This window comes from Paraburkholderia sp. MM5477-R1 (assembly GCF_050436385.1).
Lineage (GTDB): Bacteria > Pseudomonadota > Gammaproteobacteria > Burkholderiales > Burkholderiaceae > Paraburkholderia > Paraburkholderia tuberum.
In genome coordinates this window covers 764,862-784,608 of the sequence record NZ_JBNDMC010000006.1, presented here as the reverse complement: position 1 = coordinate 784,608, position 19,747 = coordinate 764,862, and the positions used below count along the sequence as shown (strand labels likewise).

Annotated in this window: 18 protein-coding genes and 1 pseudogene; 14 read left to right on the top strand and 5 right to left on the bottom strand. The window is 60.7% G+C overall.

The annotated features are described in order from the left end of the window. Positions 1 to 2: 2 nt before the first annotated feature. Positions 3 to 998: a hypothetical protein gene (locus OKW35_RS21995; RefSeq protein ID WP_429553129.1), complete on the bottom strand. Its 996-nt coding sequence runs from the start codon at positions 996 to 998 to the stop codon at positions 3 to 5. 145 nt (positions 999 to 1,143) lie between these two features. Between OKW35_RS21995 and OKW35_RS21990 the strand changes: the two genes are divergently transcribed. The 5 genes from OKW35_RS21990 to OKW35_RS21970 all read left to right on the top strand — a co-directional run bounded on the left by OKW35_RS21990 (position 1,144) and on the right by OKW35_RS21970 (position 6,762). Next, positions 1,144 to 2,124, top strand: coding sequence for a fumarylacetoacetate hydrolase family protein (locus OKW35_RS21990; RefSeq protein WP_184063229.1), 981 nt, complete (start codon positions 1,144 to 1,146; stop codon positions 2,122 to 2,124). Between the two features lie 259 nt (positions 2,125 to 2,383). Next, the gene (locus tag OKW35_RS21985; protein ID WP_184063226.1) at positions 2,384 to 2,986 is read left to right on the top strand and encodes a cytochrome b; all 603 of its coding nucleotides are present in this window, start codon (positions 2,384 to 2,386) and stop codon (positions 2,984 to 2,986) included. A 67-nt stretch (positions 2,987 to 3,053) separates the two neighbouring features. Further along, positions 3,054 to 4,505 (top strand): glycosyltransferase family 2 protein, encoded by a 1,452-nt coding sequence (locus tag OKW35_RS21980; protein WP_429553128.1) that lies wholly within the window; start codon positions 3,054 to 3,056, stop codon positions 4,503 to 4,505. A 367-nt stretch (positions 4,506 to 4,872) separates the two neighbouring features. Beyond that, entirely contained in the window at positions 4,873 to 5,505 is a 633-nt protein-coding gene (locus OKW35_RS21975) for a TetR/AcrR family transcriptional regulator (protein WP_184063221.1), read from the top strand. A 507-nt stretch (positions 5,506 to 6,012) separates the two neighbouring features. Next, the gene (locus OKW35_RS21970; RefSeq protein WP_184063219.1) at positions 6,013 to 6,762 is read left to right on the top strand and encodes a response regulator transcription factor; all 750 of its coding nucleotides are present in this window, start codon (positions 6,013 to 6,015) and stop codon (positions 6,760 to 6,762) included. Here the strand turns inward: OKW35_RS21970 and OKW35_RS21965 are convergent. Then, positions 6,704 to 8,707 (bottom strand): hybrid sensor histidine kinase/response regulator, encoded by a 2,004-nt coding sequence (locus OKW35_RS21965; protein ID WP_429553127.1) that lies wholly within the window; start codon positions 8,705 to 8,707, stop codon positions 6,704 to 6,706. The two genes, OKW35_RS21970 and OKW35_RS21965, sit on opposite strands and share 59 nt — an antisense overlap. 424 nt (positions 8,708 to 9,131) lie before the next feature. On the opposite strand from OKW35_RS21965, the gene OKW35_RS21960 reads away from it, so the two are divergent. Further along, the gene (locus tag OKW35_RS21960; protein ID WP_184063215.1) at positions 9,132 to 9,398 is read left to right on the top strand and encodes a hypothetical protein; all 267 of its coding nucleotides are present in this window, start codon (positions 9,132 to 9,134) and stop codon (positions 9,396 to 9,398) included. Between the two features lie 170 nt (positions 9,399 to 9,568). Continuing rightward, on the top strand, positions 9,569 to 10,117 hold the full coding sequence (locus OKW35_RS21955) for a hypothetical protein (protein WP_429553126.1): 549 nt from the start codon (positions 9,569 to 9,571) through the stop codon (positions 10,115 to 10,117). Positions 10,118 to 10,257: 140 nt separating this feature from the next. Here the strand turns inward: OKW35_RS21955 and OKW35_RS21950 are convergent. Continuing rightward, positions 10,258 to 10,501: pseudogene (locus tag OKW35_RS21950) on the bottom strand (M20/M25/M40 family metallo-hydrolase); the annotation flags it as partial. Between the two features lie 465 nt (positions 10,502 to 10,966). Here OKW35_RS21950 and OKW35_RS21945 point away from each other — a divergent pair. The 6 genes from OKW35_RS21945 to OKW35_RS21920 are packed head-to-tail and all read left to right on the top strand — an operon-like array spanning position 10,967 to position 17,166. After that, positions 10,967 to 11,827 (top strand): ABC transporter ATP-binding protein, encoded by an 861-nt coding sequence (locus OKW35_RS21945; protein ID WP_429553125.1) that lies wholly within the window; start codon positions 10,967 to 10,969, stop codon positions 11,825 to 11,827. Beyond that, positions 11,820 to 12,632 carry an ABC transporter permease gene (locus tag OKW35_RS21940; RefSeq protein ID WP_090807370.1) on the top strand — a complete coding sequence of 271 codons (813 nt, stop codon included), beginning with the start codon at positions 11,820 to 11,822 and terminating at the stop codon, positions 12,630 to 12,632. The genes OKW35_RS21945 and OKW35_RS21940 overlap by 8 nt, the downstream gene beginning before the upstream one ends. Continuing rightward, entirely contained in the window at positions 12,629 to 13,606 is a 978-nt protein-coding gene (locus tag OKW35_RS21935) for an ABC transporter substrate-binding protein (protein WP_429553124.1), read from the top strand. Before OKW35_RS21940 ends, OKW35_RS21935 begins: the two co-directional genes overlap by 4 nt. A 2-nt stretch (positions 13,607 to 13,608) precedes the next feature. Further along, positions 13,609 to 14,919, top strand: a complete 1,311-nt coding sequence (locus OKW35_RS21930; protein WP_184063205.1) for an amidase — start codon at positions 13,609 to 13,611, stop codon at positions 14,917 to 14,919. A 47-nt stretch (positions 14,920 to 14,966) separates the two neighbouring features. Next, positions 14,967 to 15,632 carry a GntR family transcriptional regulator gene (locus OKW35_RS21925; RefSeq protein WP_184063203.1) on the top strand — a complete coding sequence of 222 codons (666 nt, stop codon included), beginning with the start codon at positions 14,967 to 14,969 and terminating at the stop codon, positions 15,630 to 15,632. Positions 15,633 to 15,660: 28 nt separating this feature from the next. Beyond that, the gene (locus OKW35_RS21920; protein ID WP_429402582.1) at positions 15,661 to 17,166 is read left to right on the top strand and encodes an amidase; all 1,506 of its coding nucleotides are present in this window, start codon (positions 15,661 to 15,663) and stop codon (positions 17,164 to 17,166) included. Positions 17,167 to 17,632: 466 nt separating this feature from the next. On the opposite strand, the gene OKW35_RS21915 is transcribed toward OKW35_RS21920, so the two are convergent. Continuing rightward, positions 17,633 to 18,037 (bottom strand): nuclear transport factor 2 family protein, encoded by a 405-nt coding sequence (locus OKW35_RS21915; protein ID WP_184063198.1) that lies wholly within the window; start codon positions 18,035 to 18,037, stop codon positions 17,633 to 17,635. 469 nt (positions 18,038 to 18,506) lie between these two features. Between OKW35_RS21915 and OKW35_RS21910 the strand changes: the two genes are divergently transcribed. Beyond that, positions 18,507 to 18,797 carry a hypothetical protein gene (locus OKW35_RS21910; protein WP_018423619.1) on the top strand — a complete coding sequence of 97 codons (291 nt, stop codon included), beginning with the start codon at positions 18,507 to 18,509 and terminating at the stop codon, positions 18,795 to 18,797. A gap of 517 nt (positions 18,798 to 19,314) precedes the next feature. Here OKW35_RS21910 and OKW35_RS21905 read toward each other — a convergent pair. Then, on the bottom strand, positions 19,315 to 19,704 hold the full coding sequence (locus tag OKW35_RS21905) for a VOC family protein (RefSeq protein WP_429553123.1): 390 nt from the start codon (positions 19,702 to 19,704) through the stop codon (positions 19,315 to 19,317). Positions 19,705 to 19,747: the final 43 nt, after the last annotated feature.

Genomic DNA, 19,747 nt, shown 5'->3' with positions numbered 1-19,747 from the left:
GTTCAAAGCTGGGGGGCGCAGACACTGCGCCCACTTGCCGGACCGGCTTCCGCAATGCCAAAACCAATGCCAATTTCTTTGGATAGCTCCTGAAATACCTTGTGAGGAACAGCGCCTGTTGCGACATGCATGGCAGCTGCGGCGGCGACCCAGGATTGGGTTTCCACCGCTCCCATTCCTGCCTTTGCCATAACCTGGTCGGGATCCCAGTCGTCGAACTGGTCCAATCGACCCGAGCAGTAGGCTTCCATAAACGCCTTGTCCCAGCCGTCGTTCAGCCCGGCCAGTTTTGCAGGCATGAGGACGCTAGCGAGGATTTTTGCAACGGTTCGGTGGGCTTTGATCTCGTAGTCGATCCAGGCTTGTTGCGTCACCTGCGATTGCGCCTTGCCTTGCAGGATGTAGGGTCTCCATCGGTCCTTAACCGAGTCGATCGGAGGAAACAGCCTGCTCGGGTCGTGGGCCAGCCCGCCGGTACCGATAAAGAGCACGCGAGCTTGACGCAGCGAGCGCGCAAAGTTGCCGACCGCCTCCCCCAATGCCCGGGCGCGCGCATAGGGGCTGAATGGCGGTTGGAGGCAGCTCACGAAGATCGGCAGGACAGGATAGGCGGCCAGCCCGCCGGTCAGGTACTTCAGTGCCTGCGAGAAACCGTGGTCAACCTCCATGGCGTATGAAACGGCCGTGTCCACACCTTGGCCACGTATCGACTTTACCGCCTGCACCGCCAGGTCCCTGGGGACATTGAGATGGCCCGGCGTCCCGCCCACATCAGCAAGCGCCGTCGCTTGCACCGCGACACAGAACGACGGCATGCAATTCATTTGCTGCCCCCCATAGTGATCGACGCCAAAGAGGATCACCAGATCAGGTGCGAACGAAGCGATGCGCGCGCGCTGACCCTCGAGTGCCTCGAGAACGTTGCGCACTGAACGACTCTGCTTTGCAGGGAAGTCCAGGATGGGAGAGTGCGACGCGCACACCATCATGAAATCCATTTACTCACTCCAGAGCGGCTCGCGCCGCCATCTAAGCCCTTTTGCCGGGCGGCCCGAGAACAAAAATTTGTCTCTTGCTTGATCGATCAACCAAGGCACGGTATCATGGCCACTTCTACTGGTCAAGCAACGTGGAGGTTCCGAGATGAAGTTCTGTAGTTTTGAGACCGCTCAGCGGCGGACTTATGGCGTCGTGTGTGACGCAGGTGTCGTGGATCTTAAGGGTGCATTGGGTGCGCAAGCACCGGAATCCCTTGAGGCGCTCATTGCAGCGATGGCCGATCATCGCTTGAGACAGGAGACGATCACGGCGGCATTGTTGGGAGTCCAGCCAATTCCATTGAACCAGGTCTCGTGGTGCCCTCCGCTTTCTCGACCTGGTAAGATCATCGGCGTCGCCATCAATAATCGGATGGGACAAGAGTTGGCATTTCGGCCGTTTGCAAATCCCGCCTTCTTTCTCAAGCCTGCCAGCTCGCTGATAGGTTGCGGACGACCCGTAATCGTGCGAGAAGAGTTCGGTCTGACTCACCCCGAGCCAGAGCTTGGGGTAGTGATTGGGCGCGGCGGCAAGATGATTGCGGAGTCGCAGGCACTCGACCACGTCTTTGGCTACACCATCGTGAATGACGTGACCTCACCCGGGCTGAAAGAACAAGACAGCCTGGAGATTGTTCTTCCCGGGGTGGTCCGTGGCGGATACCGGGAACTTTTGACCTGGCGTCACGTACGAGACGAGGAGCACGAGCGCTCGATCTATCTGACGTATCACACATTGTCCAAAGGTGCCGATACCTTTGGTCCGATGGGGCCTTGGATCGTCACGCGCGATGAAATTCAGGACCCCAATCGGCTGACGATCAACTCCTTCGACGGCGATGATCTTGTCTTCGAAGATTCAACGGCTAATTTGACATTCTCGGTACAAAGGATTATCGCCCACGCGTCCAAATACATGACGCTTGAACCAGGCGATGTGCTGCATTGCGGCACTGCGATGCAGCCGCGGATCGGTGGCAAGTATCTCATGCTGGCTCATTGGGATCTCCGACGCTCAGGCAAGCCCATCTCGGTAGAAATTGAAGGCATAGGCAGACTGGAAAATCCAGTTATCGTGGAGGGCTGAAACCAGCTCAAAAAGAAGATTGATGCCTAATGCAAACGGAAAAACGAAAAGACCGTCGATCCGAACCTCGCTCGCGACCGCATCTTGGCGGCCGCGTGTGAGGTGTTTGCCGAGCAAGATACACGGCGGCATCTATATCAAAAATGGCAAAAAAAGCGAACGTTCTATCGGGGTCAATTTATAGACGCAGGCACTATTTCGACGACGCCGTTTTAAACAGGTTGTGCAGGATCGCCTTCATGTCCGGACGGAATCATCGATGACCACTCCGGCCCCTGTCCCGCTTGCGCAGTCGAGCGCTGCGCAGGCTTCGTGGCGCTACACCCGCACGGCGATGCTGCTGCACTGGATCATCGCGGTGCTGATGATCGGCAATGTCGTGTTGGGGCTCAGCGCGGATTCGCTGCCTGACGACTGGGTGCGTCCGGTGATCGATACTCACAAATCGATCGGCATCACCGTGCTCTGCCTCGTGCTGTTGCGCATCTTGTGGCGCGTGTCGCACCGGCCGCCGCCGTTGCCGGCCGACTTTCCGGCTTGGGAAATGCGCGCCGCGCACGTCGCGCATTTCGTGCTGTATCTGCTCATGATCGGCTTGCCGCTGTCGGGCTGGTTGCACGATTCGGCCTGGAAAGACGCGGCGACTCATCCGATGCGCCTGTTCAACCTGTTCCCGTGGCCGCGCATCGGCTACGTGACGCGTCTCGATCCGGCGCTGAAGGAAAGCTTGCACGATCGCTTCGGCGCCCTGCATGCGTGGCTCGGCTATGCGCTCTACGCCATGCTTCTGATGCATGTGGGCGGTGCGCTCAAGCATCAATGGATCGATCGCAAGTCGGTGCTCAAACGCATGGTGCCGTGACGGCCGTCGCTGTTCCTTTTGACGCAGGCCTTTTATCAACGCGGTATCGACAGATTCAGCAGCCATTTTGAAGAGATCACTGGAACAGGCGCTCGCGCTCATATCGCCGCGCATTCTGCCGCGCCCCGCCCCGCTGCCGAGCACGCTGATTCACCTGAGTGTCGTCGTGGTATGGCTACTGCTGTTCGCCCGGGCGTTCTTTTTGCATGGCTTGGTGGCGTGGTCCACCGGCCTCGCGTATGTGGCCTACGACACCTTGTTGCTGGGCTTCGTCACACTGAAGACGTTGCCGCTCCTGCGCCCCGCGGCGCCGCTCGATCCGGCCTCGCAGACGCGCAGCTTGCCGGCCATGGGCGTGATCGTCGCCGCGCATGACGAAGCCGCCGTGCTGCCCATGACGCTTGCCGCGTTGCTGCGGCAGGTGCACGGCCTGACGCAGATCGTGATCGCCGACGACGGCTCCACCGACAACACGCGCGCGCTGCTCACGGAGCGCTTCGGCCTGACCCCGGCCGCGGACGGCAAACTGAGCGCGCCCAGTTCGCTCTATCCCAATCTGTACTGGCTGCGCGTGCCGCATGGCGGCAAGGCGCGCGCGCTGAACGCAGCGATCACCGTGATGACGACAGACACCGTGATGACCGTCGACGCCGACACGCTGCTCGATGACGACGCCACCTACGCGATGCGCGCCGCGTTCGCGAGCGAGCCGAAGCTCGTCGCGGCGGCCGGCATTCTCGTGCCGGTCTGCGGCAAGAGCGTGTCGGGCCGTGTGTTCCAGTGGTTCCAGACCTACGAGTACATGCGCAACTTCATCGCGCGCTTTGCGTGGATGCGCGCCGACAGCCTGCTGCTGGTGTCGGGCGCGTTCGCCGCGTTCAGGCGCGATGCGCTGCTGGCGGTAGGCGGCTTCGACCCGCAGTGTCTGGTGGAGGACTACGAGTTGATTCACCGGCTGCGCCGCCATTCGGCGGATCACGGGCTCGGCTGGGCGGTGCGCGTGGTCGGCGACGCGCATGCGCGCACGGACGCGCCCGGCACGCTCGGCAGCTTTCTGCGGCAGCGGCGCCGCTGGTTCGCCGGCTTTCTGCAGACTCAGTACTGGAATCGCGACATGACCGGCAATCCGCGCTACGGCACGCTCGGGATGCTGATGCTGCCGGTCAAGGCGATCGATACGATGCAGCCGATCTACGGCTTGACCGCGTTCGCGCTGCTGCCCGGCTTTCTGTTCGGCGGGCACCGCGCGATCGTGGTGTCGATTTTCTGCGTGATCGGCCTGAAAACCGCCATCGACCTGGCGTTCTATCTCTGGTGTATCCACCTGTACCGGCGCTGGACCGGCGAGCGCCCCAGCTCGAGTCTGTGGATGGCCATGGCGGCGGCGCTTGCCGAGCCCTTCACGTTCCAGCTGATTCGCCATACCGGCGCGCTGCTCGGCTGGCTGCACTTCCTGCGCGGCGGGCGCTCGTGGGGCCGGCAGCAGCGCTCGGGGCTGGTGGCGCCCGACGAACACTGACGAGTCACGCCGGCTGCGCGGTTACGCCGCGAGCGTCGTCCGGTCTGCGCCGGCAGGATCGGCCCGCGCTCGCGTGGCTGCCTTGCCAGGCGATTTCGACGGCAACGGCGGGCTGGCAGACACATCGTCTCGCATGTTCGAGTAGACTGGGTTTCGATGCGGTCCCCGCGTGCGCCGTCGGCCGAGCCTGGTTCCGTTCGTGCCAGGAGGCGTCCCTCATGCATGCAGCGCCCCCGCTGGATCGCAGCACCCTCGATGCACCCGCCGAGGCGTCCCTGCGCGATTTGCACCGCGTCGTCATTCACCCCGATCAGACTGGAAAACCCAGTTATCATGGAGGGCTGAAACAAACTCAGAAAGAAGATTTATGCCTAATGCAAACGAAAAAATAAAAAAAAACGTCGATCCGCAACTCGCTCGCGACCGTATCTTGGCGGCCGCGCGCGAGGTGTTTGCCGAGCAAGGATATACAGCGGCATCGATATCAAAGATCGCAAAAAAAGCGAACGTGCTTTCGGGGTCAATCTATTGGGCGTTTGAATCCAAAGAGAGACTCTTTGCAGAAGTCCTTACCATTACTGCAGAGGAATGGAGGCGGAAATTTAAGCCTTTTTCGGATCAGAAGACCGACCCCTATGAAAAGCTGATGGTATTCGCTTCTGGCTTCGTTCAGGCACCGGAATTTTTGCGTCTTATGATGATCGTCGCAACCGAACATCAAGCCAGTCGCCATGAAATACGGGACGCTGCGGTCAAGATCCGGCGCGAATGGAGGGATTATGTCGAGCGATCTGTGGCCCCCCTTTTAGAGGGCTATGAGTCCGACGGTGCGAAGCACCTTGCCCAAAGAATGGGGCGAATGTTACTTCAATTGCTGGACGGCGTCTTCATGTCGCTTCAGATCGAGCAGAACGAGATGACGGCCGAACAAATGTTCATTGATGTGTCCGGCGTACTGAGACGGGAATTTGAATTTGGCCTTAGTCAACTCAATAGATAAATGGTGCAACGATTTAAGACTAACGGCTAATTATCGATGAGCAAAACTGAATTCGCGCAATTGAGTGCCAACATCGCTCTGCCCAAGTAGGCGTTCCCGAACAACTCTCAGCGGCTTACGCAGCAAGAATCCGATGCGGAAATGGAGTTGCGTGATTTACATGGTGCATGCATATTGCCGCACGAATCCTGCAAATTTTGACGAAGTGGGGATTGGCCCGAAGACGCCGGTGCCAGAGGGAGATTTCTTGCGCCAACCGCTGCGCGAGCAGGTGAAGTTGAAGCGTCCGCTCGTGAGTTTATCCCCATTCCGGTAGGCTTGAATCGCCGGACGACGGGCAAAAACCGCCACATTCGAGGAAATGTCCTATTGGTCAGCCGTCGCCGTCCGGGGCATCGGTACACTGCATGTACTATTGGTCTGACACAACGCAAGACCGCCACGGATGTAGCATCATCCGCTGCGTCATTGCGGCCCGCTTCGAAAGCGGTTCAGGGAGACGATGGAATGCGCGTACTGATCGTCGACGATCACGAACTGTTCAGAGCCGGACTGGCGCTTCTGCTGAGACAGATCTTTCCGGACATCGAGTTGCTGCACGCGAGTACGTTGTCACAAGGTTTGAATCATGCGCTCGGCGAATTCCTGAACATCGTTTTTCTCGATCTCGACCTTCCCGATGGTCACGGTTGCGACGCGCTTGCCGAATTGAAGGAGTCGCGCCCGTCTTTACCGGTGATTGTGATCTCGGCCGACGGTAGCGTGGAAACCATTGGCCGATGCATCGAACTTCGCGCCATGGGATACGTGCCCAAATCGTCATCTCCTGAAGCGCTCCATGCGGCGATAAGCGCGGTGCTGGCCGGCGGCGTATTCCTGCCTGCGTCAAGCATCGCGACGCTCAGGCGTGACATGAGCACAGACGACGCCCCCGCGGATGAACCTCGGAACCACCAGTCGGGAGGCAACTCAGAAATGAGCACCGCATCTGAACTGGGACTGACTCCGAGAGAGTTCGAAACCTTGGCGTGGCTGGTGCGCGGGCTTCCATCCAAGGTCATCGCGCTGAAAATGGGGCTCGAGGACATTACCGTACGGAAATACATCAGTCATCTGCTCGCGCATTTCAATCTGCGGCGCCGTACGGAACTGATCGTGATGCTTGCAGATAGAGGGATCAAACTTGGCGTTCCGCCAGTCACGGATCCCGCACATGACAAAAGTCTGCCGGCTGTTGGGCGGCAACGAACCGGCTGACTTCAACGAGCGTGTTTTCTGGCGCGGAAGACTTGCGCAGCAACACGAAAGGCTGGGAAAAATCGCGAAGTGAGGGCGGGGAAATCAGCTCGCCCGTGATGAACGCAACGGGCAGCGCGCCCGCCCAGTCGAAACGCCGCCTGATCCGTTCGGCAAGCTCAATGCCGTTTGGCCCTTCGCGCAGCCGTATATCGGTGACGAGGACGTCGGGTGCGCGGCCTTCATCGGCCAGAATCGCTTCGAAGCCCGTCATTGACCCGGCAGTATCCACGAGTGCGCCCGCGCTGATAAACAGCCGCCGCAGACCTTCGAGAACGGTCGGTTCGTCGTCGCAAAGCAGGACGTATTTGCCCTTGAGCACGGACGTGTATGCATCATCCTTTCGGTCCTCCGTCCCGATGACCGGCGTCATTATCGAAATTGGAGCGTACAGGGAAAAGTGCGACCCGCGCCCTTCGACCGAATAGAACCTCAAGCTGTGCCCCGGCAGAATCCCAATGACCCGTTGGACGATGGACAGCCCGAGCCCCAAGCCTTTCGAGCGATCGCGGCCCGGGTTGTCAATCTGATAGTACTCGGCGAATATCGCATCCCGATGTGCGGGCGAGATACCGACGCCCGTATCCCAGACGTCGATGCGAAGCCGTTCACCGACCTCCACCCACCCGATAACGACGCCTCCCATGCGGGTGTTCTTGATCGCGTTCGATACGAGGTTGGACAATACCCGCTTGAACAGCGAGCGGTCGCTTTCAATGGGCGGCGGGCGGCGCAAGCGCATGGTGCTTCTGATTTCGATGCCCTGCGATCTCGCCGGTTCAAGATATTGTTCAAAAACATCGGCCAGCACGGCTTGTGTATCGATCGGCGACAGGCTTGGAACGTACGAACCTAGTTCGCTGTAGTCCTGAATGTTCTTGAACATGTCGAGGATGTCGCCTGCCGTCTCCTCGATGACGTCGAGATCATGCGTTGCGGCGTGACCAGCTTCGAGCTTTGTCCGCGCGCTGCGGATGAAGAGGTTGATTGCGGCGAGCGGCTGCTGGATGTCGTGATAGGCCGATGAAAAGAACCGTTCCTTCTCTCTGACCAGCTCTCTCATGCGTTCATTCTGCCGTTTGACAGCGGAGGACGCCGCCTGAACGCGTGCGCTTGCTGCGCGCAAAGTCCGCCTGAACATAAATTCACGGCGGGCAGCGCGTTCAAACTGAATGCAGATGACAACGCCCATAAAATACATGATGGCCAACACAGACCCACGGGACGCCCAGCCAGCGCCCACCGTGGAAGCGCCCGTCCGTGGCCAGAGAGAAAGGGTAAGGTGAAAGCTTACAACGCCCAGCCCGACTAACCACGCTGCCGTGATTGCTCGAAGTCGGAGCAATGTGAATATCGTGAAAAGGACAAGTAAAAATTCGGGGAATACTTCCCGGAAAGCCAAGGCCGCCGGGTAAAGCTCCATCAACTGCAAGAGGGTGAACCAGCAGCTCAGCATCCATACGCAAAGCAATCCGACCACCCAGCGTTCGTCGAAGGCACGCGGTCCCCACATCAAACATATCGGCACAGCCATACCCACGGCACCTGCGAGCCGCAGATAGCCAACGTGAAAGATGATGCCGGGATCGACCCGGGTCAGCAGCCACCAATCGCGGCGAGCAAACAGGATCCACAGCAGGAGGCTGGCGGCGCCAGCCAGCCTGCGTTGGCCGGCGTAGCGGCGCGCATAGTCAGTACGGAACGCGCGCTCGAGATCTGCCGAGGCAAACTTGCGTACCACGAAGCCTGACAATTTCATAAGGCCTGCCGGACCAGAAAAATCACCGTGGGATAGTGCTCCACATCGATGAGCTTTATCGCCGCACCACTGGCTGGAAAGATCTCCACCGATCGTGGCTAACGGAGCAATGCGGCGAATTGCAGCGAAAGCGATGTCGAAGGCCACGGATGCACAACGCCCTCGTCCGTAGCCGCGGTGCGATAAAAACAGAATAGCAGGTCGCCCTCCCTACCATCAGCCACAAATGTATCAGCGACGTGACGTGCCCGCAGTTGGACCGTTCAGGAAGGACCGCCGTCGGGAGGCGAATGTCCGACACGTCATCGGGATGGGGATTGGGATCGGACATCGACAGTGCATACATCTTTCGCCGACGGTGGTTGTTCATCGCCTACGCATGTGCGTTGCGATGGCGTTTCGGCTGGCCAAGAATGAATATGACAGCAACGCTGACAGGGCAGTCATCGAGTGCACCTGGATCGGCTGATCGTCGCAAGGAGGCCGAATCTGCGTTGGCTCGTGCGAAGAATGCTGTGGGTCGGCGAGAGAGTGAACACGCTGATCTCTTAAACTTCGAAGGAGTACTCTCATGAAACTTTATCAATCGGTTACCGTCTGTCTTGTCGTGGTGGCTGGAGTGACAGCAGATGGATGCTTCGCCCAATCAGCGACCAACCAGCAGGAGTCCGTAGCGGCTGGCAGCACCCAGCAGGCTCCGGCGGTCGCGGTTCCGGCTGCCACATCGGCAGATCCTGTTCTCCCCGGAAAAACACGCGAGCAGGTGATGCGCGAACTGGAGGATTTCCAGAAAAATGGCGAAGCAGCGAAGATGGTCGAGCTTTACCGAGGCAGCTAGGTGAGGGGCGCGGGCCAGAAGGATGTTTCGACTATCGAACCGTCACCTTCACCGTCGTCGGCGTGTATAGATCCCTCAGTTCTGGATCTCAACGATGCTATTTCGTCGAGCGGAGGGCCGTCGAGCTGCTCAGTGTCTGGACGATCAGTTGCCGGTGCGCGGTCCTGAGAATGGTGCAGATCTATCCGGGCGACCTGGCTTGGCGGCAAGCGTATCCGATCCTGACGTTTTCCCTTTTCATGATATTCATGGCATTCCGGCTCCGAGGGATCACGGCGGCGTGGCTGATCGGGCTATGCGTTGTCAGTTACCTGGTCATGCTCTATTTCAAGCCCAGCGGCCAGAGCGTCGACGCGCGCGTGGAGTCGGTGATTGCGCACGCCACGATGGTGCCGATGATGTATGTCGTCGGTTTGCTCGTCACCATTCCACTGAAACGTGCCGCGAGCGCGGGCGCGTTCGTGCACGCCGCAGAATCGATGGATGGATTTGACGTCATCCTCGCCGATGACAGCCGCATTCCCGATCTCATCGTCACCGATATCCGGCCGCGCGACGGAGCCACTGGCAAGGAGGTTGCTGATAGCATTAGGCGTCATTTCGCGTGGGCAGGCGTTATTCCCGTCGCATTTCTCACCGGCGAGCTGCTGTCCGATCGCGTCCTTCGACTTCCCCGAAGCGTGGTGATCTGGGCGATGTTCTTCATCAGACCACGATAGCGGGTCTTCACGTAACCGCAATGACGGGCGTTGCCGCAAGCGCTTCATCCAGCGCATCTCCAAACCAGATGCCTCCGGCGTCGCGCGATTCGCGGTAGCCCGCGAGCAATGCGGGATCGAGAACGCACTCGAACCCCCGCGCCGGGCGCAAAACGACTGCCTTCCTCGTTCGTCCACGCGACGACCTCGACAGGATGCCGTGTCGCGATGCCCGCTGGATCCAGCGCGCGAAGCACTTCGAGCCCTGCCAGCCCGCCGTAAGCGCCGTCCAGGCGTCCGCCTGCGGGCTGTGTATCGATTGCCGGTCAGGACCGGTGGCAGATCCTCGAGACAGTTGCGACGAAAGGACAGGTTCGCGCAATCGTCGACGTAAGTCTCCCAGCCGCGATCTCGCGGTGTCAGCGCTTCTCGAGACACGCGCCATCGGTGCGGCGTCCGAACGCGGCCAGTCGCGATAGACAGCATCAAGGCTGTCGCCGTCGAGCAAGCTGACGATTCGGGCGGCTATCGGCTGATCGCTCGTGCACGGATCGAACACTTCCTGTCTTGGCAATCGCTCTTTGCAGTGGCTTTCCAACGGAATGAACGTCGTTCAAGAGACTTGCACGAAGCGATTAATGTGCCATTGAATTCATGCCTCGCTCCGCACAGTTTCATCGCAACATGCACCGATTTCGCACAGCGACGCGCACTGCGGACGCGCAGCGGCACCAAGGTTGCGCACCGACGCATCCCATGCGAATCCACCGGGAAGAAAAACTTTTTTGACGAGGACAGCTTCCGATTTTTGATTGTGCATTATGCATTGCAGCAACTACTTCACCAGTACGAGACCTTGCGAGGAACGACATGAAGGGATCGAACGCAACAGTCAACACGTTCGCGGAACCGCTGCGCGTGCGGCAGCTCAGTCACGGATTTCAATCGCCCGATCGCTCGACCGTGACCATCTTCGACCGGCTCGACTTCTACGTGGGACATGGCGAGATCGTGTCCATCGTCGGACGAAGCGGCGCGGGCAAGAGCACCCTCTTCAATCTCATTTCAGGCCTGCTCACGCCGCAGTCAGGCGAGATATCGGTCGGCAGACGCGCAGATGGGGAAGCGGGCCGCATCGCTTATATGTTGCAGAAGGACCTGATGATGCCGTGGCGCACGGTGCTGCAAAACGCGCTGCTCGGCATTGAGTTGTATCGCAAGGTCCGGCCCGATGATGTCGCCCGTGCGCGGCAGATGCTCGCGCGCTACGGGCTCGGCGCCGTCGCCGATGCCTATCCGCATTCGCTCTCAGGCGGCATGAGACAGCGCGTTGCGCTCACGCGCACACTGCTCGTCGATCCGACGCTCGTGCTGCTCGACGAACCCTTCTCCGCGCTCGACTACGAAACGCGTCTCGCACTCGAGGACGACATCATCGCGCTGCGTGCGCAAAGCGGCACGAGTGTCGTGCTCGTCACGCACGACATCGAAGAAGCCATCGCGATGAGCGATCGCGTGATCCTGCTTGGCGGGCGTCCCGCACGCATCGAAGACCAGATCGACATCGAACTGACGACGCACGGACCGCGCAATGCCGTCTCCGCGCGCGAGGCGCCCGAGTTCCGCGGCTATCACGCGCGTGTCTGGAACGGTTTGCGCGGACACGTCACCTCGCGCGACGCAGATGAAGTCGCTCCATCGAGCATCCTTGCAGGAGCCGTCCATGACTGAAGCCGTTCTGTCCACCAACGTCACGCCAAGGAAAGCCGTACGCCGTACGCGCCGCAAGTTCGGCACGACGGGCGCCGTCTTCGGTATCGTCGTTGCGCTGGTCGTTGCCTGGCAACTTGCCGTTAGCGCGGGCTGGATCAACGGCAAGCTGCTGGGCTCGCCGTCCGGCATCTATGAGGCCGCCGTCATCGGGCTGACGCAGGGCACGCTCGTGTCCGACACCTGGGTCACGCTCTATGAAACGCTGGCGGGTCTCGCCATCGGCAGCGGCCTCGGGATCGGTCTCGGCCTGCTGCTGTGGTTCCTGCCGACAGTCTCGGGTGTCGCCGAAGGATTGTCCGTCATCCTCAACAGTATTCCGAAGATTGCGCTCGGACCGCTCATCGTGATCTGGTTCGGTTCCGACGCCTCGTCGAAGATATGGCTCGCCGGCATCTCCACATTCGCCGTCGCGATGATCTCGTCCTGCGCCGCCGCGCGTGAAGTCGACAAGGACCTGCTCAATCTCTTCCATTCGTTCAAGGCGAAGCCGTCGATGATCTTCACCAAGCTCATCGTTCCGAGCGCGCTGCCGTGGATCTTCTCGACGCTGCGCGTGAACATCGGCTTCGCGTTGATCGGCGCGGTCGTCGGCGAATACATTGCATCGCAGTCGGGGCTCGGTCACGCGGTGTTCGTCGCGGGCTCGCTCTTCGATCTCAATACCGTCTGGCTCGGCATCATCGTGCTGACCTTGATGGCCTCGGTTCTCAGCTGGATCGTTCAACTCGCGGAAGCGAAGATCATTTCCTGGAAGAAAAAATGAAGAAGACACACGCTCTGCTCAATAGTATCGCGGCCGCATGTCTGGTCGCATCCGGAATCGGCGCGACGAGCGTTCAGGCCGCCGAGCCGGTGGTCATCTATCAGGCATTTCAGTCGATCCAGTACCTGCCGCTCTATGTGGCTATCGACAAAGGCATCTTCGAGAAGAACGGCCTTGCCGTGCAGAAGGTCACTGCGGGCAGCGGCGCGGCGGGCGTTGCAGCGGTGATCGGCGGTCATGCGGACTTCTCGCTGCAAGACCCGATGACCGCCATGCTCGCCAACCTCAAGGGCGCATCGCTCGTGAACGTGGCCAACGTGGTCGCCGGCGTGCCGGTGTGGGTGATCGCGCCGAAGGATTCGGCGGTCAAGGGCGTCGGCGATCTCGCAGGCAAAAGCGTCTCGACCGCACTGCCGCCGTCGACGAGCACGTATCTGCTGCAACGGCTCATCAGCGAACAGAAGCTCGCGGACGTGAAGATGAACACCGTGCAGATCGGCACCGAACTCGCGCCGGTGATGGCGGGGCGCTCAGAAGCCGCCGCGCTCTATATGCCGCAAGCGGAAACGGGGCTCGCGCAGGGTTATCGCATCGTGTATGCGTTCCCGAAGGCGTATCCGGGCGGCTATGCATTCTCGACCATCGACACGCTCTCTCTCACCGTCAAGAGCAAGCCGAAGATGGTAGCCGCGTTCGTGAAGTCGATCGGTGAAGCCGAAGCTCTGATTCAGCAATCGCACGACACGGCGAAGAGCGTCGCGCGCGCCGAATTCCCATCGCTCGATCCGAAGATCGTCGATTCGGCGGTGCAGCGTCTCATCGATCAGAAGATCTATGCGGCCACGCCCGGTATTTCCGAGCAGGCCTTCCGCAATGCGCTCGATCTGCAGGAGTCGATCGGCAACATCAAACCCGGCGCAATCACTTATGCCAATGGCGTCGACAACACGTTCGCCGCAGCCGCGAGCAAGTAACGATGAATCGATCAGATCAATCATTGCTCACGACACTGCTCGCTAATCGTCACGACGAAGCCGCCGCGCGCGCGACGCTGCTGGACGCGCAGGCCCGCGCCGATGCGCTGGAGCCGTGGCTTCGGGCCTTCGTGCATCGGCCGGATACGTACGCCGTGCGCGGCGCCGTGGCGCGTGCGCTCGTGGGCGTGCCCATCGGAGTCAAGGATCTCGCCGATACCGCCGACATGCCCACGGGCTACGGCTCGCCGGCTTACGACGGGCATCGGCCCGAGCGCGACGCGCGCATCGTGTCGATGATCCGCGCGCTCGGCGGGACGGTCTTCGGCAAGACCGCGACGACCGAATTCGCCTGGCGCGGACCGGCTGCGACCGTCAACCCGTGGAACCGTGCGCACACGCCGGGCGGCTCGTCGAGCGGATCGGCGGCGGCCGTCGCAGCGGGCATCGTGCCGCTCGCCATCGGCACGCAGACGGTCGGATCGATCATTCGCCCGGCCGCGTATTGCGGCATCGTCGGCTACAAGCCGTCGTATCGCGCGGTGCCGAGCGAAGGCGTGCATCCGCTGGCTGCGTCGCTCGATCACGTCGGATTCTTCGGGCGATCCGTCGACGATGTCGCCGTCGCGCATGCGTTGTTCGTCGAAGGCGCTCTTCAGGCGGTCGAAAGCGAAGCGGCGTGGCGCGATCACTTTCCGCGCGGCACCTCCGCGCTCACGCTCGGCGTCGTTCGCACGCCGTTCTGGGACGAACTCATCGCGCCGCATCAACGCGCCAATTTCGATGCATCGCTGCGGACGCTGAGCGAAGGCGGCGCGCGCATCGTCGAGTTGGACTACGGCGCGGACCTGCCGCAAATGCGCGAAGCGACACTGACGATTCTCGCGGTCGAGGCGTATCGCGCCGTCGGCGATGTAGCCGCACGCGCGCCCGCGCTGATGAGCGAACACATGCGCGTGCTGTTGTCCGAAGGCCAGGCGATGCCGCTCGAGCGCTATCAGCAAGCCTTGCTGTTGCAGGCGCACGTGCGCTCGCAGTCTGCCGCGCTGCTGCAAGGCTGCGACGCGCTCGTGACCTTGCCCGCCAGCGGTGAAGCGCCCCACGGACACGCCGATACGGGCGACGCCCGTTTCTGCGCACCCTGGAGCCTGATGGGGGCGCCCGCCGTCAATGTGCCTTCCGGCTGGAGCGATGCAAATCTGCCGCTCGGCTTCCAGATCGTCGGCGCTTTCGGCGATGATGCGAAGCTGCTGCGCGTTGCCGCGCGCATCGAAAGCATGCTGAAGTTCGAAAGACGCGCCGTCACCATTTGATCGACGAAATGCGCAACATACGATAACGACCGCTCACGGAGACGAGCATGAGCCAGCCCTTTCGTACGATTCAGCAATACGTGCTCGGCACGTTGCGCGCCGAGATTCTCAACGGCGTGTATCCACCGAACACGCGGCTGCGGCAGGAAGAGATCGCCAAACGCCTCAGCGTCAGTACGACGCCGGTGCGCGAAGCGTTCCGCGACCTGCGCGCGGAAGGGCTGGTCTCGATCGATCCCAACAAGGGTGTCGTCACACGCGCGCTCACGGCCGCGGACGTCAGCGAAATCTACGAACTGCGCATGGTGCTCGAGCCGATGCTGTCCCAACGCGCCTGCGCGCATGCCACCGATGGCGAGCTCGCCTCCGCCGAAAAGGTGCATGATGAAATGTGCGCGACATTGTCGTCCGAGAGGTGGGCCATCCTCAATGAGGAGTTCCACAAGCATCTGATGGCGAGCGCCGCCGGCACGCGTCTCTTTGAACTGGTCGAAGGGCTGTCGCTGGTCGCGCGGCCTTACGTGTCCCTCTCGATGCACGTCAAAAGCGATATCCTCGACAGCAACAACCGCGAGCATGCCGATCTCCTCGACGCCTACCGCGCCCGCGATATGCGCGCCGTGCATGAGCAGACGTACGCGCATCTCGAGAACACGCGCGATGCGATCATCGCCTGTGTCGAGCAGGCCTTGCCTTCGCCAGCGGCGGCTTGAGCTCTTATCCGATTCCTCCTCGATGCCCATGACGCACGACTCTCTCGTCTCTCTCTCCGCCGTCGATGCGCGCCGACTGATCGGCGATCGCAGTGTCTCGCCAGTCGAACTGCTTGACGCGTGCATCGCGCGCATCGAAGCGATTAACCCTGCCGTCAACGCGATGGCGGCGACGTGTTTCGAACGTGCGCGCGACGAAGCGCGTCGCGCGGAAGCGGCGGTGATGCGTGGCGAGCCGCTCGGCTTGCTGCATGGCGTGCCCATCGGCGTGAAAGATCTGGAAGAGACCGCCGGCGTACTCACGACGTATGGCTCGAAGCTCTTCCGCGCAAACGTTCCGGACGAGGACAACGGGATGGTCGCACGCATTCGGGCGGCGGGCGCCATCGTGACAACCAAGACCAACACGCCCGAAATGGGCGCGGGTGCGAACACCCGCAACGACGTCTGGGGCGCGACGGGCAACCCCTTTGCGCCGCTGCTGAACGCGGGGGGGTCGTCGGGCGGATCGGCCGCAGCGCTCGCAACCGGCATGCTCCCGCTCTGCACCGGCTCGGACACGGGCGGATCGCTGCGCATTCCAGCCGCGGTCTGCGGGATTGTGGGACTGCGGCCATCGCCGGGACTCGTGCCGGGCGACCGGCGCGAACTCGGGTGGGCGCCGATTACCGTGAGCGGCCCGATGGCACGTACCGTCGGCGATGTGCGGTTGCTGCTTGCCGCGCAGGCTGGCTTCGACGCGCGCGATCCGCTATCTTACGACGTCGATTCGGCCGCGCTTGCGCAGCGCCGTCCGATCGATGCGTCGGGGCTGCGCATCGGCTTTACCGATGACTTCGGGGTATGCGCGCTCGACGACGCATCCCGCGCGACGTTCCGCGCGAAGGTCGACAAGATCGCACGGCACGTGGCGGTGTGCGAACCGGTATGCATCGACATGAGCGGCATCGACCGATGCTTCGACGTAGTGCGCGCGCAGAACTTCGTTGCGCAGTTCGCGGAAATCTATGAGCGCGATCCGTCGCAGCTTGGACCCAATACGCGCGCGAACTTCGAGCTGGGCGCATCGATGACGCTCGGCGACGCCGTTTGGGCGCACAAGATGCAAACGACGCTGTATCGACGCTTCCAGTCGCTCGTGCAGCACTATGACGTGATCGTTTCGCCGACGGTGTCCGTCACGCCATTTCCGTGGTCCCAATGGCATCTCGAAGCGATCAATGGCAAGCCGCTCGATACGTACTATCGCTGGCTGGGACTGACTTACCTCGTTTCGCTGATGACCAATCCGGCGTTGTCGCTGCCGTGCGGGGTCGATCATGCCGGCATGCCGTTTGGTGTGCAGTTGGTCGGCCCAGCGCGTGGAGACGGGCGGTTGCTGGACATTTCGGAGGCGCTCGAAGCGGCATTTGCTACGGACGACGCGCTGCGGCGACCTGCGCCGGATCTTAAAGCACTGTCCGAGCCGGTCCCTGAGCTGCGGTCTATCGTGTCGTCCCCGCCGATCTTATCGAATCGTTCGAGGATGGCCTAGTGACGGCTTGACGACAAACTCAGGCTGTCATTCGTGATGCGAGCCCAAGAGGGATCTTGCCAGCTCTCTTGGCGATATTCGATAACTGGACTTCAGCATAAAGACATGCTTACAAGGCCTGTCGTGCGATGCAGGAGGCGCAGGCGGATAGCCTTCTCCGGTGCGCTGAAACGCCGGGACAGGGCCGAATCCGGCGCCCAGATCCGTCCCACGCGAAAAGCGGGCTAGTGGTGCAACGGGGCGGGCCTTTGACGAAAGAGAATGCCCCGAGCGCGTTATTCGTCAAGCGAAGCGTTGCGGTGACCCACACGAGGCATCCAGGCGCGTGCGGGAGGGGGCGATGTTGCGGATCGACGCACGCCGCCGCTGGTGGTACCGAAGAAAATTACCGAAGAAAATCGACATGAGGGCCAAACTCGCGGTCGCTGAACGTTGCCTCGGCTTTAATCAAGGTAGACCAATGTTTCTATCGCCGATGGGCCGCCGCTTCAGCCGCAGTGTCATGGTATTCCTTGAATTTCGTGATTCTTCCGTTTTCGATCGTGAAGACGTGAGCCCACTCATCCTCATACGTAATGCCAGTTGAATTTACGCGCCAGCGCTGCACCCCAAGCACGACGACCTTGTCTTCGCTGGCAATAAAATTGAGAGGTTCGAACCGTTCGGCAGTCTGAGTCGCCGCAAGCGCACTGAAGAATTCCGCGACCTCCTGAGGGCCGTGCCTTCCACCAGCGAATGGGATGATCTCCGTAGGCCCAGGTATGAACCAGTCGACATTTTCGGCGAGCGTTTTCAGGACGCCCCCGATGTCGGCCTTGCTGAAAGCATCGTATGCTTGCTGCACCAATTGAACATTTTGTTGCTCGCTCATTGCGCCTCCCACAATCGCCGTTTCGAGATCTTGCTGTATTACTGCGGAATCGAGGCCATTACCAGATCATCATAGTCGAGTCACCGAAAACCGTGCGCTCGCCAACCAGCAAAAAGCTGAGAACCTGCCGGCCGCACCAGGCTCATGGATGGCCGTTGGATCCTAAAATCTGCCGTTGACTTGGTGCCGGGTCCGACGGCAACTAGGGGTCGAGGGCTGTCGACCGCTGCCCTGCGCGGTTCGGGGGTGTGGCCGCGTGCATGGTGCAGTAAACGGCCATTTGCGGGCGTTGCGTTTACGACGACGGCACAGTTACTACACTGATAGGTAAGGGTCGCGGATATCAGGTGGGGCGGCCTTCTCAATTAGTTGCACGCACTACACGCTGTCGGAAAGAGCAGATCGAGCCTCCACATTATTTTGTGCGGCGTGCTCGTCTCGTTGGTCCATCAAACAGGAGGATCCAATCATGCAAACTGTTATAAGGACATATTCCGGGAAGGGTGCAAAGGAATTATTCGATCTGCTGGAGAAACGAGCGACTGACGTCGAAGAACTGCTGCGTTCGGTCAAAGGCTTTGTCGGCTACACCCTCGCGCGCAGCGGCGATGGCGGATTCTCGGTAACTGTTTGCCAGGACAAGGCAGGCATTGATGAAAGCGTGCAAAAGGCGAAGGACTGGATCGCGAAAAACGCCGGAAACACGGGCGCGGCCGCGCCGGAAATATCGGAGGGATCAGTCCTCATTCACCTGAAGTAACTTCGCCTTGCGACTGGCACCGTATGAGTTCGGCGGCCGGATTGGCAGGTACGTAACCAGCTTCACCGGCTGCTCCTCACGCACACTGTTTACCGAGTTCGTCCAGACCGGCCTTTGTACGTTGATCAGGAAGATCCCACGGAGCGGATTGAGAATTCCGCGATCTCATAATGGGCTGCGGATGGCTTGTCTTGAACTAGGCAGCGCTCTCCAGGAACAAGCGGCACCACGCCGCTGGCCGGCTCCACGTATGGCAATCCGATTTCTTCTTCATCGCTTCATCTAGCGGCGAGTCGCGGACAAGCCGCGCACGCGACTCATGTGAAACGTTGAACGGCTGCTTCGGAGGGGATTGACTGGCCGGAGCGGGTCCGGCTGCTGTCGATCGCTGCATCGCGCTGACTTGGCGTGCATATGCCGCTTGCATGAGGCACTGAACGGCCAGTTGCGGACCTGCGTAGCGAAGGCGCAAATGCTCGATAGTAGCCATTGGCCGCGCGACCGCCTGATGGAAGTGTTAGGGCGGGTCGAGCGCACTCACCATGACGTAGTACCCGTCAGGATCGCGGAGCGCAAACTCTTTGGTTCCGGTGTTGGGGTTCACGTTGGGCTCCTCTTCGAGTCCGGCGACAAGCGCGCGGGCTCTCAGCAGCGCATCGTCGAAATCATCGATACGAAAGAACAAAAGCAGTCCGTTGCCAGGTTCCGCACGGTCGCGACTAGCCAGCGGAGGATGCTCGTGCGCGCCCCACCGGTGAAGGCATAGCAAGACCGTTCCATCCGTGTCGACGATTTGCCCGAAGTAGTCATGCGCTGGCAGCGTTTCCGGTTGTCCGAACAGCGACTGATACCACTTGAAGCTGAGGGCCACATCAGCAACACCAATGATTGTCCATGTGCGTTTCATCGGCTTCTCCTGCGGCCAATATATGACGTCCGCTTTCCCAGCG

Coding starts and splice junctions, on each gene's coding strand:
- OKW35_RS21995 (WP_429553129.1), bottom strand. CDS start 998: ATGGATTTCATGATGGTGTGCGCGTCGCACTCTCCCATCCTGGACTTC.
- OKW35_RS21990 (WP_184063229.1), top strand. CDS start 1,144: ATGAAGTTCTGTAGTTTTGAGACCGCTCAGCGGCGGACTTATGGCGTC.
- OKW35_RS21985 (WP_184063226.1), top strand. CDS start 2,384: ATGACCACTCCGGCCCCTGTCCCGCTTGCGCAGTCGAGCGCTGCGCAG.
- OKW35_RS21975 (WP_184063221.1), top strand. CDS start 4,873: ATGCCTAATGCAAACGAAAAAATAAAAAAAAACGTCGATCCGCAACTC.
- OKW35_RS21970 (WP_184063219.1), top strand. CDS start 6,013: ATGCGCGTACTGATCGTCGACGATCACGAACTGTTCAGAGCCGGACTG.
- OKW35_RS21960 (WP_184063215.1), top strand. CDS start 9,132: ATGAAACTTTATCAATCGGTTACCGTCTGTCTTGTCGTGGTGGCTGGA.
- OKW35_RS21955 (WP_429553126.1), top strand. CDS start 9,569: ATGGTGCAGATCTATCCGGGCGACCTGGCTTGGCGGCAAGCGTATCCG.
- OKW35_RS21945 (WP_429553125.1), top strand. CDS start 10,967: ATGAAGGGATCGAACGCAACAGTCAACACGTTCGCGGAACCGCTGCGC.
- OKW35_RS21940 (WP_090807370.1), top strand. CDS start 11,820: ATGACTGAAGCCGTTCTGTCCACCAACGTCACGCCAAGGAAAGCCGTA.
- OKW35_RS21935 (WP_429553124.1), top strand. CDS start 12,629: ATGAAGAAGACACACGCTCTGCTCAATAGTATCGCGGCCGCATGTCTG.
- OKW35_RS21930 (WP_184063205.1), top strand. CDS start 13,609: ATGAATCGATCAGATCAATCATTGCTCACGACACTGCTCGCTAATCGT.
- OKW35_RS21925 (WP_184063203.1), top strand. CDS start 14,967: ATGAGCCAGCCCTTTCGTACGATTCAGCAATACGTGCTCGGCACGTTG.
- OKW35_RS21920 (WP_429402582.1), top strand. CDS start 15,661: ATGACGCACGACTCTCTCGTCTCTCTCTCCGCCGTCGATGCGCGCCGA.
- OKW35_RS21915 (WP_184063198.1), bottom strand. CDS start 18,037: ATGAGCGAGCAACAAAATGTTCAATTGGTGCAGCAAGCATACGATGCT.
- OKW35_RS21910 (WP_018423619.1), top strand. CDS start 18,507: ATGCAAACTGTTATAAGGACATATTCCGGGAAGGGTGCAAAGGAATTA.
- OKW35_RS21905 (WP_429553123.1), bottom strand. CDS start 19,704: ATGAAACGCACATGGACAATCATTGGTGTTGCTGATGTGGCCCTCAGC.